Annotated in this window: 16 protein-coding genes; 3 read left to right on the forward strand and 13 right to left on the reverse strand. The window is 26.4% G+C overall.

Annotated elements, in window-relative coordinates:
* Positions 1–2: 2 nt before the first annotated feature.
* Entirely contained in the window at positions 3–1,145 is a 1,143-nt protein-coding gene (locus ADFLV_RS13665; protein ID WP_129010850.1) for an MFS transporter, read from the reverse strand.
* Positions 1,135–1,701: a hypothetical protein gene (locus ADFLV_RS13670; RefSeq protein WP_129010849.1), complete on the reverse strand. Its 567-nt coding sequence runs from the start codon at positions 1,699–1,701 to the stop codon at positions 1,135–1,137. Before ADFLV_RS13670 ends, ADFLV_RS13665 begins: the two co-directional genes overlap by 11 nt.
* Before the next feature lie 125 nt (positions 1,702–1,826).
* Between ADFLV_RS13670 and ADFLV_RS13675 the strand changes: the two genes are divergently transcribed.
* Together ADFLV_RS13675 and ADFLV_RS13680 are read left to right on the forward strand one after the other, a co-directional pair.
* Entirely contained in the window at positions 1,827–2,444 is a 618-nt protein-coding gene (locus ADFLV_RS13675; RefSeq protein WP_129010848.1) for an NlpC/P60 family protein, read from the forward strand.
* A 25-nt stretch (positions 2,445–2,469) separates the two neighbouring features.
* Complete coding sequence (locus tag ADFLV_RS13680) at positions 2,470–3,102, forward strand: NlpC/P60 family protein (RefSeq protein WP_014475298.1); 633 nt, start codon at positions 2,470–2,472, stop codon at positions 3,100–3,102.
* Between the two features lie 11 nt (positions 3,103–3,113).
* On the opposite strand, the gene ADFLV_RS13685 is transcribed toward ADFLV_RS13680, so the two are convergent.
* The 4 genes from ADFLV_RS13685 to ADFLV_RS13700 form a co-directional block, all read right to left on the reverse strand.
* Positions 3,114–4,040, reverse strand: a complete 927-nt coding sequence (locus tag ADFLV_RS13685) for an AEC family transporter (protein WP_129010847.1) — start codon at positions 4,038–4,040, stop codon at positions 3,114–3,116.
* Between the two features lie 167 nt (positions 4,041–4,207).
* Positions 4,208–5,497 carry a tellurium resistance protein TerC gene (locus ADFLV_RS13690; RefSeq protein ID WP_129010846.1) on the reverse strand — a complete coding sequence of 430 codons (1,290 nt, stop codon included), beginning with the start codon at positions 5,495–5,497 and terminating at the stop codon, positions 4,208–4,210.
* 1 nt (position 5,498) lies between these two features.
* A complete protein-coding gene (locus tag ADFLV_RS13695; protein WP_129010845.1) occupies positions 5,499–6,386 on the reverse strand; it encodes a DMT family transporter in 888 nt (295 codons plus the stop codon).
* Between the two features lie 81 nt (positions 6,387–6,467).
* Positions 6,468–7,415 carry a ketopantoate reductase family protein gene (locus tag ADFLV_RS13700; RefSeq protein ID WP_129010844.1) on the reverse strand — a complete coding sequence of 316 codons (948 nt, stop codon included), beginning with the start codon at positions 7,413–7,415 and terminating at the stop codon, positions 6,468–6,470.
* A gap of 81 nt (positions 7,416–7,496) precedes the next feature.
* On the opposite strand from ADFLV_RS13700, the gene maf reads away from it, so the two are divergent.
* A complete protein-coding gene (gene maf / locus ADFLV_RS13705) occupies positions 7,497–8,042 on the forward strand; it encodes a septum formation inhibitor Maf (RefSeq protein WP_129010843.1) in 546 nt (181 codons plus the stop codon).
* 27 nt (positions 8,043–8,069) lie between these two features.
* On the opposite strand, the gene ADFLV_RS13710 is transcribed toward maf, so the two are convergent.
* From ADFLV_RS13710 to ADFLV_RS13740, 7 genes are all read right to left on the reverse strand, one after another.
* Positions 8,070–9,095, reverse strand: a complete 1,026-nt coding sequence (locus ADFLV_RS13710; protein ID WP_129010842.1) for a cytochrome-c peroxidase — start codon at positions 9,093–9,095, stop codon at positions 8,070–8,072.
* A gap of 318 nt (positions 9,096–9,413) precedes the next feature.
* Positions 9,414–11,219: a 1-deoxy-D-xylulose-5-phosphate synthase gene (gene dxs / locus ADFLV_RS13715; RefSeq protein WP_129010841.1), complete on the reverse strand. Its 1,806-nt coding sequence runs from the start codon at positions 11,217–11,219 to the stop codon at positions 9,414–9,416.
* 12 nt (positions 11,220–11,231) lie between these two features.
* The gene (hisC, locus tag ADFLV_RS13720) at positions 11,232–12,338 is read right to left on the reverse strand and encodes a histidinol-phosphate transaminase (RefSeq protein ID WP_014475306.1); all 1,107 of its coding nucleotides are present in this window, start codon (positions 12,336–12,338) and stop codon (positions 11,232–11,234) included.
* Positions 12,339–12,355: 17 nt separating this feature from the next.
* A complete protein-coding gene (gene pheA, locus ADFLV_RS13725) occupies positions 12,356–13,435 on the reverse strand; it encodes a chorismate mutase (RefSeq protein ID WP_014475307.1) in 1,080 nt (359 codons plus the stop codon).
* Positions 13,436–13,445: 10 nt separating this feature from the next.
* Complete coding sequence (lysA, locus tag ADFLV_RS13730; protein ID WP_129010840.1) at positions 13,446–14,654, reverse strand: diaminopimelate decarboxylase; 1,209 nt, start codon at positions 14,652–14,654, stop codon at positions 13,446–13,448.
* A gap of 94 nt (positions 14,655–14,748) precedes the next feature.
* A complete protein-coding gene (gene fabI, locus ADFLV_RS13735) occupies positions 14,749–15,570 on the reverse strand; it encodes an enoyl-ACP reductase FabI (RefSeq protein ID WP_014475309.1) in 822 nt (273 codons plus the stop codon).
* A 1-nt stretch (position 15,571) separates the two neighbouring features.
* Positions 15,572–16,282: a triose-phosphate isomerase gene (locus ADFLV_RS13740; protein ID WP_129010839.1), complete on the reverse strand. Its 711-nt coding sequence runs from the start codon at positions 16,280–16,282 to the stop codon at positions 15,572–15,574.
* Position 16,283 lies beyond the last annotated feature (1 nt).

Genomic DNA, 16,283 nt, shown 5'->3' on the forward strand with positions numbered 1-16,283 from the left:
ATTTAAACCTTTGAAAATAAATTTTTATTTTTATATACAAAAAATATTACGATAAATAATATAAAAACAAATCCATAAAGCATTATATCCCAACCAAAATGTTTATATATAATAGAAGGAAAAAATGAACCTGTTGCTCCACCTAAATAATAAAAAGTTAAATACATACCTGAAGTTAATGATTTTTGTGAAGATTTCATTGAATTGGCAAGTCCAGTACTTACAGTGTGAACAGTAAACATCCCAATACAAAATAAAAATAACAGTAAAAACAAATAAATGATATTTTCATTTGTTAAAAATATTGTAATAAATAGGAAAAAAGAGATTGCTACTAACATTGTATTTACTTCTCCTCTAAAAAAGTTTACAATTTTTTTAGAACCCAAAGAGACAACAATTCCCATACCATAGCCTAAATATAACAATGAAATTTGGAATTCAGAAAAAGATTCTGAAATTTCTTTTACTCTAAATGGTAAAACATTTAAAACTCCAGCAAAAACAAAGAACATACAAAACATAATAAAATAAACTATTACAAATCTTCTATCATTTAATATATATACAATATCTTTTATTTTTGGTTTTACCATTGTTGCATCACCTTCATAATCTAATTTATTTATTAAAAAAATTGAAAATAAAGTAGCAACTGATAATGAATAAAAAACATATTGATAAGAAAAATTTGTAGCTATAAAACCTGAAAAAACTCTTCCAACTAATCCACCAAAAACTGTTGCTGCAACATAAATAGACATATTAAATTTAATATTTTTTTTATCAATATTTGCCAAAATACTCATCAATGAAGTTAAAATTGCAGGAACAACTAATGCCTCACAAACTCTTAAAAATAAAAAAGTTTCATAACTATTTGCTAATCCTAAAAATATATTTGTAATTAATAAAATACTTGAAGCTCTTACTAACATTTTTTTTGCACAAACTTTTTCTAAGATATATCCATAAATAATAGGTGAAATTGCTAAAAAAAGCATAATTACAGCAGTAAATTGAGAAGCTTTTATAACTGAAATATCAAACTCTTTTGCAAGTAAAGGTTGTAATGGCTGAGTAGCATACATAATAGATAAAACAACAATAATACAATAAACAATAATCAATAAATTAATTCTCATAACCTTCACTTTCTCTTGTAAAATATGAGTTTAAGAAATTCATTCTAACTAAGCTATTTGAATAATTAGATGAGAATCTAGGTTTATCTAAATATAAATTATTATAACTTTTGTCAAATGATTGAATTTGCTCTGTTGTATAAATTCCAGCATAATCAATAATAAATAAATCTTCAAATACAGTATATTTGTAGATTATATTTACATAATACTTTTCATCAATTAAATATGTGTTATATTCAGAATTATTATGTTCAATTCTCTCAATAAGTCTAAATGACTTAGCTTTTATAGTTGATTTAAACAAATCTACAAAGTATCCTCTTTGTAAACCATTCCATTTACAAAAATTGTCTAAATTTATATATTCAATAAACAATTTATCATATTTATTATTTGTTGATTGTGAGATATATGAAAAATTTGTACATGAATCAAAAGTAGAAATCTTTTTTTCATTTTCTAATTTTAAATTATTATCTAATCCTAAGTTTTGAGTAGAAATACATCCATTTAAACCAAAAACAGTTAACATAAATATAAAATATTTTAACATTTTTTTCCCCTTAAAATAATGCCTCATTATACTCCTAAAAGTTTTAGACTTGACATATTTTTGATTTTTTAATATCATAAACTAAATCTTTACTAGAAAATGGCTTAAAAGGGGAATCTTATAATATGAATATTAAAAATTTATTAGTTATATCTATTTATATTTCCTTATTTTTTACAGGTTGTTCTTTCAAAACTAGTGAAGAAGTTGTAGATATGTCTTCATATCTAAAAAATAAAAATTCTATACATTCTAATGCTTCTCTTCAAGAAAGCAATTACCAGAATTACATAAAATCTAAACAATTATCAAAAAAACACTCTAAAAATAATCCTTTTAATGAATTTACTAATAACAACTACATAACAAAAAAATCGGCTTTAAACAATGAATTGTTTGATTTCTATTCTAAATGGGAAGGCGTAAGATATAAACTTGGAGGAGAATCTAAAAAAGGAATAGATTGCTCAGCTTTTATTCAAAAAGCATTTAAAGAAAAATTTGATTTAGAGATGCCAAGAACTACACTTTTACAAGCAAAAGTAGGAAAAGAAATAAAGAAAAATGAGCTTGAAATTGGAGATTTAGTATTTTTTAAAACTGGTAAAAGTAAACATGTTGGAATATACATTGATAATGGTAAATTTATGCATGCATCAACAAAAATTGGTGTTACAATTTCTGATTTAGATAATGACTATTTTAGTAAAAACTATTGGAAAGCTCAAAGAATTATAGATTAATTCATAAATATATAGGAGAAAAATAGTGATAAAAAAGATTTTTGTAATAATACCTATTCTAATATTTTTCACCGCATGTAGTAATAAAAATCAGAATATTGAATCAAATAACTCTCAATCAGAAAAAACAACTTTAACATATATAGAATATAAAAAACTTTATGAAGAAAAAAATAAAAAAATAAAAAATAAACCTATTTTAGAATATGAAACGGTAATAACGCCAAAAGAATATAAAACTCTAATGTTAAATGAAAATAGTGAAAATGTTAAATCATCATCTGAAATACCAAAAAGAAAACAAGCTTTTAATGACTTTTATAATGAGTGGAAAAATGTTAGATATAAACTTGGTGGAGAATCTAAAAAAGGTATAGATTGTTCGGCATTTACGCAAAGAATTTATAAAGACAAATTTGGTATAAAATTACCAAGAACAACTCTTACACAAGTTAATATGGGTGTTGAAGTAAAAAAAGCTGAATTAATCCCAGGAGATTTGGTTTTTTTCAAAACGAGTAAAACAGATAAACATGTAGGAGTTTATGTAGGAAATGGAAATTTTATGCACGCTTCTATTAAGGGTATCCAATTCACAAGTTTAGATAAACCTTTTTATAAAAAAAATTATTGGACTTCAAGAAGAATTATAGATTAATCCTTCTTTCTTTAAAATCCTCCATAAATTATCAAAGCAATTGGTATATACAAAACTGAAATTAAAGTGCTTAATAATACTGTAAAAGATGCTTTTTCTGGTCTAGCTTTTAAAAGTACAGCTAGAGTTACTGTATTTCCAGCAAGTGGAACTACCGAAAATAAAAACAATACTTTATAAATCTCTTCATTTAAAAAGCCTATAAAATTTCTATCTATAATTATTATTGCTAAAATTACTCCTGGCCAAAAAATAAACTTGTAAAAATAGGCAACTTTTAAATATTTTTTATCTAAATCTTCTTTTAGATTAAAACCTTTCATTCCCATTCCTAACATCATCATTCCAAGGATTCCATAAGCCCATTTTAAATTTTCAAAATAAGGTATTAAAAAATCAGGTGTTCTGACTCCTACAATATTCAAAGAAACTCCAGCTATAAATGCATAGAGCAATGGAAGTTTAATTACTTTCATAATTGATTGTCGTGCAGTAAAAGTTCCTTTTGCCGTTACATAAAATCCTGTTGTATTTTCATAAAGTAAAGATGCTAAAGTTGCAAAAATAAAAATATTTGCTGATTCAGGACTTAACAATATCATAGCAAGAGGAATACCAAAATAGCCCGTATTCCCTGTTCCACAAGTAAATGCTAAAGTATTAATACTTGCATCATTCCAATCTTTTTTATATCTTTTTAGTATATAAAATGCAATTGACGAACCAAAGAAAAAAACAAACAAAGGTAAAAAAAGTAATTGAAGATTAATTTCAATAGATAAAGTTGCAAAAAATATTACAACTGGACCCAAAATATATATAAGAAGAAAGGCTATCAAATCTCTTTTCACTTTTAAATAACGTGATAGAACATATCCAATTGCAATATTCAAATATAATGGAGAAATTTTTCCTAATAAAATAAAAAATAAATTCATATAAACTTCTTAAAATAAATTAGGATAATTTTAACGAAAATTAGCAAAATAAAGTAAACGCATGATTTAAAATTTAGGAAGCAGAAAGGATAATGAATGTTTTTCATCATACGTTTACCATTATCAGAATAATTGTAATAAAATCATATGATAATTATATGATTTTATTACAAAGCTAAATATTTTGATAAAATATATAAACATAATATACAAATAAAATACATCTTAATAACATAGACTAAATTTAATTTAAATATCTCTTTAGCATCACAATTATATCTAGCAACTATTGTCAGATTTTGACCTGAAAAAGGTGAAGTTGAAACTGTTGTTGACCATGCCATTAAAAATGTTACTGCTAAAAGTGTATGATTTACTCCACTTAAAAAATCTCCAATAATTGCTATTGTAATAATTGGATGTATTCCAATAAAAGATAAAATGATAAATATTAGAAGTAAAACTGATGCAATTTGCCAATCAAAAACTTCAAAGGGTAAAGATAAATTTAATCCAATTAAAATAGAACTAACTGAAATACCAAACATTCCAGCAACTAAAAAAAGAGATAACTCTGATTTCATTTTAGGTAATTCATCTAAAACATGAAATTTTAATATTTTTATTGATTCTTTTAAATTCTTTTTTGTTGGTAAAATAAATAAAGTCATCAAGATTGAAAAAGATGAAATTAAAATAATTACTTTTATTTCTGGATGAAAATGATTTGTAATTAAAACTAATAAAGCAAGAACTATTGGTAAAAATAATGAATCAAAAGATAAAGGATACCCAGAAAATTCATCTATATTAAATTTTTTATTTTTTATCACTTCAAAATATGTAATAAAAAAAGTAATAACTGCTAAAAAAATTCCATTTATTAAAATTGTTGATGTATCTAATTTTGGAGCATAAGTAATAGCAGCAGCAAAGGCTACAAAAAATGGTGACCAATAAGCATCACTTGCAAATGCTCTTGTTAAAAGAACTATTTGAGCACTATTTAAAGCACCTTTTTTATACATTTTATCTGCAACTAAAATTAATGAAGACAAATTTATCACCGAACCAAACAGATGTACACTCCAATAAGTTTTTATAAAAGATTGTCTTCCTTTTGGTAAGTTTGTATTTTTTTCTTCTTTGGGTATTGCTATTAATCTTAAAAAACCTACTCCTATTAAAAGAGTTAATAGATATTGATTTACGGTAAATACTTTTATAAAGTTTATATCATAATGATTAAAAAAACTAACACCAAAAAATACAAAACTTAGAATCAATAAAATTACAACTATTTTTTTACTTTTTAGACTTGAAAATAAAAGAACAAATGCAATCCAAGCTAAAACTCCAGAGATTATTAAAAGTTCTTTATGAAAAAAATAAAAATAAATTGTAGATATAAAAGAAGAGAAAATCAATATTCCAGATATTCTTGATAATATTTGCATTTTATTTTTCTCTTTTTTTTAGAAATATCGATAAATATATTCCTAAGAATATTAAAATTATTCCAACAATATGGTAAGTTTGCATTACTTCACCAAGAAAGAAATAAGCCAGAATTGCTCCAAAAATTGGCATCAAATGTGTAAATTGCCCTGCTTTGTTTGCTCCAACTTCAAGAATCGCCCTATTCCAAAAATAAAAAGATAAAATTGATGGAAAAATTACAATATATGCTAAAGAGTACAAAACTTCATTTTTTTCTAAAAAACTAAATTCAAAACTATAACCTTGATATAAAAAAACTATAAATAAAATTATTGTTCCAATTAGCGTAGTAATACTAAAGAACTCTATAGAGTTTAACTCTTTTGGTTTATATTTTAATAACACTGTATATAAAGCCCAATCAACACAAGCCGCTATTATCCATAAATCTCCATGTGTAAACTCAAGTTCAAATATATGATCTATTTCACCTTTTAATATAAGATAAATAACTCCTAAAGTTGAAAGAATTACTCCTGAAAATTGTATTTTTGTAATTGAAGTTTTAAAGATAATAGCTGATAAGATGATAATAAATATTGGAATACTTGAATTTATCAATAAAGCATTTGTTGCTGTTGTAGTTTGCAAACCATAATACAAAAAAGTGTTAAAACCAGAAATTCCTAAACTTCCTAAAATCAAAAGAACCAAATACTCTTTTTTAAATACTTTTAAAATATTTTTATAATTTATAATAAGAAATGGAGACAATAATAAAAGTACAAAAAACCATCTAAAAAATGATAATTGCATTGGTTCAATACTACTTGAAACCAAACGACCAAAAATAAAATTACCAGACCAAAAAAGGACTGTTAAGACTAATAATACATAATATTTCATAAACTACTTTCAATTTTTTACTATTATACTAAAAACAGATAATATATCTCTTTTTTCTAAATCTCTGCGATTTTCATGCGATTATTTAGCTCTTTTTTTATCATATAAGAACTCTAAAATTGTTGAAACTGCTCTAGTATATGGAGCATCGAAACCTTGTTTTTCACAGTTTTTAATAACGACTCCACAAATATCTTCAAGTTCTAAATCTCTATTTTTTTCTAAATCAATTAACATTGAAGGTTTTATTGATTCAAAATTTGTCATTAGTTCAAACATCTTATTTACATTCTCTTTTGGGATATTAACTCCTGCAGTTTTTGAAGCAAGTGCTGTTTCACTCATAAGCCCATAAATTAGTTTTGAAACTTTTTTATCATTTATTAACCTTCCTGTTTTTTCACCTAAAAGTGCACAAATTGCATTTACACCATTATTAATGATAAGTTTATTCCAAAGTTCGAGTTTTATATTTTGACTTAAAAATGTAGTTGTATCAGTTTTATCAAGCTCTTTTTTTAGATTTTCTAAAAACTCTTGATTTTGTTTTGTTGGGTACATTGCTCCTAAAATAGTTTGAACTTCTCCTGTTGATTCCACATGTCCTAAAGTAATTGTATGAGCTGCAATTAGTCTTGTTAATCCACCAATTACATACTCTTTATTATAATGTTCACACATAATATCTTCATTTTCAACACCATTTTGCAAAGAGATAAAATATGGAATTTCTTTTTTATTTTTTATCCATTCTTCCAACTTCAAAGAAATATTTTCTGTACTCATAGATTTTGTTGCCAAAAAAATAATATCTATATCTTTTGGATTTAATTGTAGAAGTTCTTCTATACTTAAAGCTTCGATTTTTTCATTTAAACTAAATGTTGAATGTGTTAATTTTATTTTATTCTCTTTTAAATATTCAAGATTTTTACCACGAGCTACAAATTTTACATTATGACCTAATCTATGAAATAATACTCCATAAAATACTCCAACTCCACCAGCACCTATTACAACTATATTCATTTTTGTTTTCCTAAATTGTATTAATATTTTAAAAATTTATTATATTCAAATTGAGTATAATCCAAATAAAAAAGGATTATTTTGATAAGACTTGGCTCAAATTCACCAACTCGTGCACTTATTTTAAAAAATTTTGGAATTGATTTTATTCAAAATGGTGGAGATTTTGATGAAGATTCAATCAAAACAACAAATCCAAAATCATTTTGTTATGAAGCAACTTTAGGAAAATTCAAAGAACTTTATAAAAAGTATGGTGTTGAAGATATGCCTCTTTTAGTTGCAGATAGTGTTGTTACTTGTGAAGGAAAACTTTTAAGAAAAGCAAAAGATTATGATGATGCTAAAGCTATGCTTGAACTTCAAAGTGAAAATAAAACTTCAGTTATTACTTGTATGATTTATAAATCAAAAGAAAAAGAGGTAATTAACCTTTCAATTACAACTTATCAATTTTCAGAATTTAATAAAGAAGATATGGAAGAGTATTTAAATAGTGGTGAATGTTTTGGAAAAGCTGGAGCAATCATGGTTGAAGGTTTTTGTAAACCTTATATAAAAAGTGTAAATGGATACGAAAGTACGGCTATGGGATTATGTGTTGAGAAATTGAAAATATTTTTATAATTTAAGAGGAATAATCCTCTTAAATCTTTAGTTGAAAGTTGGTTTTTCAGTTTCTATTGTAGATTCTGGAAGTTGTGGATATATTATTTCTGGTTTATCACCTTTTAATGATTTTAAGAATGTTACAATTTTTTGAGCATCAGCATCAGAAATTTTAATACCTAATTGAACAGAACCCATCTCTTTTACTGCTTCATTCAATGACCATATTTGTCCATTATGAAAATATGGTGCTGTCTCTGTTATATTTCTTAATGTTGGTGTTTTTACCATTCCATTTGCATCACCTTTAAAATCCCCTACATTCATAAATTTATATTTTGCTGCTACTTGGAATGCTTGCATTGTTCCACCTAATGCTATTCCTGTATGACATGCTGTACATCCTTTATCAATAAATGTATTTAATCCTTCTTTTTCTTCTTTACTTAATGCTTTTTCATCTCCACTTAAGAATTTATCAAATCTTGATGGAGTTACTAATGTCTTCTCAAATGTTGCGATTGTTGCCGTTATTTTTGCAAAATCTACTTTTACTTCTTTTCCATATGCACCTTTAAACTCTTCCACATATTCTGGTATTGAGTTTATTCTTTGTTCTACTAATGATGGTGGTGCTGCCATCTCTGGTCCTGCTTGTACTGGTCCTTGTGCTTGATCTGCTAGGTGTGGGCTTCTTCCATCCCAAAATTGTGCTTTAAAGAACACTGAATTATACACGGTTGGTGAATTTAAGTGATGTGGATTTGCTGTCCATCCATGTCCTATTGCTGCTGGCACTCCATCTGCTCCACCTAATGCAAGATTATGACATGTATTACATGATATCAATCCACTTCTTGATAATCTTGGATCAAAGTACAATTTTTTCCCTAATTCTACTTTCTCTTTTGTTATTGGATCTTTCTTATCATCTATCATTTTCATTAATTTTGCATTATCTGTTGGTATTGCTTCTAGTCCACTATTCTTCGCTTTTGTTATCAAAGTCTCTGCTGCTAACAATGTACTTGCACCTAATAAACAAACTGTTAAAGAAATTGCTAATTTCATAATAATCCTCCTAAATAAATAATTTTAACTATATGACAATTTTTATTAAATGAAAATTAATTTTATAATATTTTAGAATTTTTTTTATAATTTTAACTTATAATTTAAGAGTAAAAATATCCTATTTTAAAGCATTTTAGCTAATAATATAAGATATTTTTTATCCTAAATTAATATATTATTCTATAAGTATAATTTATTAATTTTATCTAATAAAGAGAGCTATTATAAAACTAAATTGTAAATTTTTATTATTGAAATCTTTACATATGTAAAATTTTTCTTGACATTTTCTTTGAGAGAAGAACTAAATAAATATTATTTAATTCTTAAGATAAGTTGCTGTGGTAAAAGTCCTAAACTTTCTTCTACTTGTTTTGTGTCACCATGTTCTATAAAGTGATCTTCATATTCAAAAGATGTAACTTGTACATTATGAATATTTTCATCATTTAGTACTTCTAATATCGCACTTGAAACTCCACCTTGTTTTTGTGAATCACTAAATACATACCAATCATCATATTCTTTTGAAAGTTCTATTAAAGTCTCTTTATCTATTGGTTTTACAAATCTTAAATCTAAAATTGATATATCTTCTGCATGCAAAGCTTCTGTTTCAATTGCCCTGCTAACGCCTGCTCCATAACCAATAAATAATTTATTTGAAGTCCCTTCTTTTAAAAGTTCAGCTTTTCCTAACTCAAATTGAGTTGGTAAATAATTTAACTCTTTAAAATTACCTCTTGGATATCTTATTGCACATGGACTTTGTAAACTATAAGCAAATTCTAAACCTAATTCTAAAGTTTTATTATCCCTTGGAGCAAACAAAATCATATTTGGAATAAATCTTAAATATGAAATATCAAAAGCTCCTTGATGAGTTTCTCCATCATTTCCTACAATTCCAGCTCTATCCATTGCAAAAACAACAGGTAAATTCATCAAACAAACATCATGAATAATTTGATCAAATCCTCTTTGTAAAAACGTTGAATAAATTGTAATATATGGTTTAAATCCCTCTTTTGCCATAGCAGCCATTGAAGTTATTGCATGTTGTTCTGCAATTGCAACATCCCAAAATCTTTCAGGAAACTTATCCATAAGTTTATTTATTCCTGTACCACTAGGCATTGCAGCAGTTACACCTACAATATTTTCATATTTTGAAGCTAAAGCAATCAAAGCATCTGCAAAAACTGCTGTTGCAGATTTTGGAGCAACTTTTTTTACAAATTCTCCATCTTCAATATTAAAAGGTCCTACTCCATGCCACTCTTCATGTTGCCCTTCAGCGATTTTATAACCTTTGCCTTTTATTGTATGCGCATGAACAATAACTGGTTTTTGCATTGCTTTTGCAATTTGTAAAGTTTCTATAACTTCTTCAATATCATGCCCATCAATAGGACCTATATAATCAAGTCCCATTTCTTCAAATAAAATTCCTGGAGTTATAAGTTTCATAGCCTCTTCCATTCTTTTTGCTATGTAAGTTGTACCTTCTGGCATATTATTTCTTATAAATTTATCAACTTTTGTTTTAAAACCTTGATAATATTTCCCTGCAAGTAGTTTTGAAAGATATTTAGAAATAGCTCCAATTGGTTTTGCAATACTCATTTCATTATCATTTAAGATAATTACTACTGGAAGTTTCAAATCTCCAAGTTCATTTAATGCTTCATAAACCATTCCAGCTGTCATAGAACCATCACCAATCATTACAATTGGAACTCTATTCTCTTTTTTTAATTTTATTGATTTTGCTGCACCAACAGCCAATGAAATAGAAGTTGAGCTATGTCCAGCTACAAAATAATCAGCAGGACTTTCATTTGGTTTTGTAAAACCACTTAATCCACCAAATTGCCTAACTGTTTCAAACTCTTCCCAACGTTCTGTTAATAGTTTATGAGGATAACATTGATGAGATACATCAAAAATAAAAGGATCACTATACGCATCAAATACATAATGCATACCAAGAGTTAACTCAACTGCACCAAGTGTAGATGAAAAGTGTCCACCCTTTCTTGATACAACATCAATTATTCTTTCTCTAATTTCTTGTGAAAGTTCTTTTAACTCTTCTAGTGATTTTTCTTTTATTTCCATTTCTAATAAACTTTATTTTAAATTTTCTAATACTTCGTCTAATTGTTCAAATACTTTTGTATTTTGCTCATTTCTTCCTATCGTAATTCTAATTGCATTTTGACCATAACCAGTTAAATCTCTTACAATTACTCCTCTTTCTAATAGTTTTTGAGCTACAACTTTTGATACAAATTTATCTCCCATTTTAATTGTTATAAAATTTGTATAAGAAGGAATATATTCAAATCCTTTTTTTGTTGCATACTCTTCATATCTTGTCATTTCTTCGAAGTTTTTAGCAATACAACTTTTTACAAAATCTTCATCTTTTAATGCTTCAATAGCTGCTGCTAATGTTAAAGTTGTGATATTAAATGGAGCTCTTAATTTATATAAAGTTTGAATAATATCAGCTTGTGCTATACCATAACCAACTCTCATTCCTCCAAGTGCATATGCTTTAGAAAAAGTTCCTAAATAAATTGCATTTGGAAATTTTGTCATTAAATCTTTTGGCACAATTCTTTTTTTCTCATCTTTAAAAGAAGCATATTCTTGATAAGCTCCATCTACAACTATTAAAGTTTCAGGACTTACTGTTTGCAAAAATGCATAAACATCATCTTTATCTACACATTCACCTAATGGATTATTTGGGATACATAAAAAGATCACATCTGCACCATGTTCTTTATATAGTTTTGAAAATTCTTCAAGATTATGTTGTTCTGAATCAGTTTTAATAATAGTTGCACCTGCTTGTTTTCCATAAATTTCATACATTGCAAAAGTTGTTTTTGCCATTAAAATTTTTGAACCTTTTTGGCATTTTGCGTGAATACAAAATTCTATTATTTGGTCACTTCCTGAACCAATAATCACATTTTCACTTTCAACTTCAAATTTTTTTGCTAATGCTTCTTTTAATTCAAACATTGAATCATCAGGATATACAAACATATTTTTTGCAATTTCTTGAATTTTTGCAATTACTTTTGGAGATGTTCCATAAGGATTCTCATTTGATGCAAGTTTGATTACATTTTCAGGTTTTACACCATATTCTCTAACAACCAATTCTATTGGTTTTCCTGCTTCATAAATTGAAACATTTTCTAATACTTCATTAAATTTCATCTATTTTTCCTAAATTCTTAAATATCATTTATCTCTTTTACATAAGAGCCTAAAATTTTAACACTACTTTTGTGTTTTTCTAAAACTTTTTTCACATTTTCATCATCTTTATGACCATCAAAATCTATAAAAAAGATTGAATTACCTTCAACTATATGTGATTTTATTTTCGTTAGATTAATACCAGCTTCATTAAAATCAGTTAAAAATTCTACTAAAACCCCTTGTCTATCTGGAAATTTTACTAAAATTGATGTTTTATCATTGCCACTTGGGGCATTTTCAAAATCACTGATTATAAAAAATCTTGTTTTATTATTATCTTTATCTTCAATATTTTCAAATAAAATTGGAAGATTATATAATTTGGCACCCACATGAGGACAAATCGCAGCACTTCCTGCTTCAGTCGCAGCTATTTTTGCAGCTTTAGTTGTTGATTCTATAGGAATCAACTCTGCTTCATCTAAGCCAAAATTTGTTAAAAATCTTCTACATTGATCAAATGCAATATCTTTTGAATAAATTCTTTTTATATCACTTACCTTATCACAAGTTGAAGCTAATGTATGATGAATATCAAGAACAACTTCTGCAATAATTTTTAAATCATATTTACTAAAGCCATTTATCGTGTCATTTACAATTCCATTTGAAGAATTTTCTATTGGAACAACACCAAATTTAACTTTTTTAGTATTTACTTCTCTAAAAACTCCCTTTATAGAATTAATAGGAATATAAGAACTCATTGCACCAAACCTAGCTTCAGCTGCTTGATGAGTAAAACTTCCTTCAGGCCCTAAATATCCAATATTTTCTGGTAATTCTAAATTTCTTGAGATTGCAAAAATTTCTAAAAAAAGTGCTTCAATAGCATTTTTATTTAATAAACCTTTTTTTGCTTTATTAATTTCTTCTAATCTTTTTATTATTGCTTTTTCTCTTTCAGGTCGATAAATTGCACCACCACTTTTTGCTTTTAAATTACCAACTCTATGAACAATTTGCATTCTTTCATTTAACAAATCTAAAAGTTTATTATCTATTGAATCAAGTTGATTTCTAAGCTCCAATAATCCATCTTCGTTGTTCATAACAGCCTTTCTATTTTATAAACTCTTCTTCTAAAGCAATTATATCTTCAAAAGTTTCTCTTCTTCTAATTAATCTATCTTTTCCATTTTCAATAGCAATTTCAGCAACTTTTCCTCTTGTATTGTAATTACTTGACATTGTAAATCCATAAGCTCCTGCGCTATAAATAGCTACTAAATCATTATGTTGTGTTTTTTGTAATTTAATATTTTTAGCAAAAAAATCTCCACTTTCACAAACTGGACCAACTAAATTACAATCGCTAAACTCTTGATTATCGTTTAAAACTTCAACTCTATGATAAGCATTATAAAGTGCAGGTCTGATTAAATCATTCATTGCACCATCCACAATAACAAATCTTTTATTTCCATTTACTTTTTCGTATAAAACTTTAGTTACAAATGTTCCAGCATTTCCCACCATAAATTTTCCTGGTTCACAAACAACTGTAATATCAAGACCAAACATATTTTCCAAAATTGATTGAGCATATTCATTTGTATCAATTAATTTTTCATCTTTATAAACAATACCTAATCCTCCACCAACATCAACAAATGATAATTCAATTTTTATAGCTTTCAAATTTCTTACTAAATCTGTAATAATTTTTACAGACTCTTTAATTGGTTGAAGTTGAGTTAATTGTGAACCAATATGACAATGCATTCCAACTGGGTCTAAATTTTCACTATTTTTACATTGAATATACATTCTTTTTGCTGTATCTATATCAACTCCAAATTTATTTTCATGTAAACCTGTTGAAATATATGGATGTGTTTGTGGGTCAATATTTGGATTTATTCTTATTGAAATTCTTGCTATTTTTCCAAGTTCCTTTGCAATTAATTCAACTCTATTTAACTCAGCATCACTTTCAACATTTATCATTAAAATATCAAGTTCAAGTGCTTGTTTTATCTCTTCATCAATTTTCCCAACACCTGAAAATATAATTTTATATGCTGGAATTCCAACCTTTAAAGCTCTTTTAACTTCGCCAATACTAACACAATCTGCACCTGCTCCAAGATTTGCCAAATGCTTAATAACGCTTAAATTTGAATTTGCTTTAACTGCATATGCAATTAAAGATTTTCTAGCTCTAAAAGCACCTTTTAATTCTTCATATTGTTTTGTAATATAATCAAAATCATATACATAATATGGTGTTTGATACTTATTTGCTAACTCTTTAAAATTTATACTCATTTTTATAATCATCCTATATTTAAAATCTTAATTTAAAATTTCATTAAATTTAAAAATAAAATTTTATTTCATAGTTAAAAGCTTAAGCTTTTAACTATTTTTCTCCATTCCAAGCAATTTTTGGTTTTCCATCTTCAAATTCAACAGCTGGCATACCCATTACATTAAATCCGCTATCCACATAATGAATTTCACCTGTAACTGCACTACTTAAATCAGATAATAAATACATTCCTGAATTTCCAACTTCATCAATAGTCACATTTTTCTTTAATGGTGAATGAGCTTCATTCCATTTAAGCATAAATCTAAAATCACCGATTCCAGCTGCAGCTAAAGTTTTAATAGGTCCTGCACTAATTGCATTAACTCTAATTCCATCTTTTCCTAAATCTTCAGCTAAATATTTTGTAGTCATTTCAAGAGCTGCTTTTGCAATACCCATTAAATTATAATTTGGAATATATTTTACTCCACCATAATAAGTTAAAGTTAAAATAGATGAATTATCTGTTAACAAAGGTTTTAACTCTCTTACAACTTCAATCAATGAATAAACAGAAATATCCATAGCTATATCAAAAGCTTCTTTTGAAATATCATAAAATCTTCCAGATAATCCCTCTTTTGGAGCAAAAGCAATTGAGTGAACAATAAAATCAATTTGACCTAAATCTTTTTCTAATGACTCTTTTAAAGCTTTTATTTCTTCTGGATTTGATACATCACATGGATATACTAAATTTTCACTTCCAAACTCAGTAGCAATTGGTACAACTCTTTTTTTAAGTGCATCATTTAAATATGTGAATGCTATTTGTGCACCTTGTGCAGCACATGCTTTTGCAATTCCATAAGCAATTGATTTATCATTTGCTACACCTAAAATTACACCTTTTTTACCTTTCATAAACATTCTATAAATCCTTTGTATTTTCTATTATTTTTATAAATTCTTCAACTTTCCAAGAAGCCGTTCCTATTAAAACTCCATCTACATTTGGAATTTGAGATATTTCTCTTACATTTTCTGACTTAACACTTCCACCATATAAAAGTGGTTTATTGATTTTTTCCTTTATTGCATTGTGAACATTTTCTATATCATTATTCGTTGCAGAAACTCCCGTTCCTATAGCCCAAACAGGCTCATAAGCAAGAATCAAATTTTCATAATTTATATCAATTCCAATAAATTGTTCATAAATATATTCTAAAGTAGATTTTATTCCTTTTTGTTTAATTTCTAAAGGTTCACCAATACAATAAATTATTTTATATCCAAGATTTTTATAAAATTCATATTTTTGAGCTATTACATTTTGTGTTTCACCTAAAATATGTCTTCTTTCACTATGTCCTATCAGTATTGTTTTAATTTCAAATTCATCAAGTTGAACAGTTCCAATTTCACCAGTAAAAGAACCACTTGCTGTTGCATAAGCATTTTGAGTTCCTATAATAAAATTTGAAACCGTATCAAAAATATCAAGTGAAGTAGCTGTAGGGAACACATAAACTTCACTTAAAATATTTTTTTCTTTTAAATAATCATTAACTTCATTTACAAATATAGCTGTTGATTTTCTTGTATGATTTGTTTTGAAATTACTTGCAATTATAGGCATA

The sequence above is a fragment of the Arcobacter defluvii genome, assembly GCF_013201725.1.
In the GTDB taxonomy this organism is placed as follows: domain Bacteria; phylum Campylobacterota; class Campylobacteria; order Campylobacterales; family Arcobacteraceae; genus Aliarcobacter; species Aliarcobacter defluvii.

What these genes read in the sequence shown, in the direction of transcription:
- ADFLV_RS13685 (WP_129010847.1), bottom strand. Translation starts at nt 4,040, where the DNA reads ATGAATTTATTTTTTATTTTATTAGGAAAAATTTCTCCATTATATTTG.
- ADFLV_RS13695 (WP_129010845.1), bottom strand. Translation starts at nt 6,386, where the DNA reads ATGAAATATTATGTATTATTAGTCTTAACAGTCCTTTTTTGGTCTGGT.
- ADFLV_RS13675 (WP_129010848.1), top strand. Translation starts at nt 1,827, where the DNA reads ATGAATATTAAAAATTTATTAGTTATATCTATTTATATTTCCTTATTT.
- ADFLV_RS13710 (WP_129010842.1), bottom strand. Translation starts at nt 9,095, where the DNA reads ATGAAATTAGCAATTTCTTTAACAGTTTGTTTATTAGGTGCAAGTACA.
- hisC (WP_014475306.1), bottom strand. Translation starts at nt 12,338, where the DNA reads ATGAAATTTAATGAAGTATTAGAAAATGTTTCAATTTATGAAGCAGGA.
- fabI (WP_014475309.1), bottom strand. Translation starts at nt 15,570, where the DNA reads ATGTTTATGAAAGGTAAAAAAGGTGTAATTTTAGGTGTAGCAAATGAT.
- ADFLV_RS13700 (WP_129010844.1), bottom strand. Translation starts at nt 7,415, where the DNA reads ATGAATATAGTTGTAATAGGTGCTGGTGGAGTTGGAGTATTTTATGGA.
- ADFLV_RS13740 (WP_129010839.1), bottom strand. Translation starts at nt 16,282, where the DNA reads ATGCCTATAATTGCAAGTAATTTCAAAACAAATCATACAAGAAAATCA.
- ADFLV_RS13670 (WP_129010849.1), bottom strand. Translation starts at nt 1,701, where the DNA reads ATGTTAAAATATTTTATATTTATGTTAACTGTTTTTGGTTTAAATGGA.
- ADFLV_RS13665 (WP_129010850.1), bottom strand. Translation starts at nt 1,145, where the DNA reads ATGAGAATTAATTTATTGATTATTGTTTATTGTATTATTGTTGTTTTA.
- ADFLV_RS13690 (WP_129010846.1), bottom strand. Translation starts at nt 5,497, where the DNA reads ATGCAAATATTATCAAGAATATCTGGAATATTGATTTTCTCTTCTTTT.
- lysA (WP_129010840.1), bottom strand. Translation starts at nt 14,654, where the DNA reads ATGAGTATAAATTTTAAAGAGTTAGCAAATAAGTATCAAACACCATAT.
- pheA (WP_014475307.1), bottom strand. Translation starts at nt 13,435, where the DNA reads ATGAACAACGAAGATGGATTATTGGAGCTTAGAAATCAACTTGATTCA.
- dxs (WP_129010841.1), bottom strand. Translation starts at nt 11,219, where the DNA reads ATGGAAATAAAAGAAAAATCACTAGAAGAGTTAAAAGAACTTTCACAA.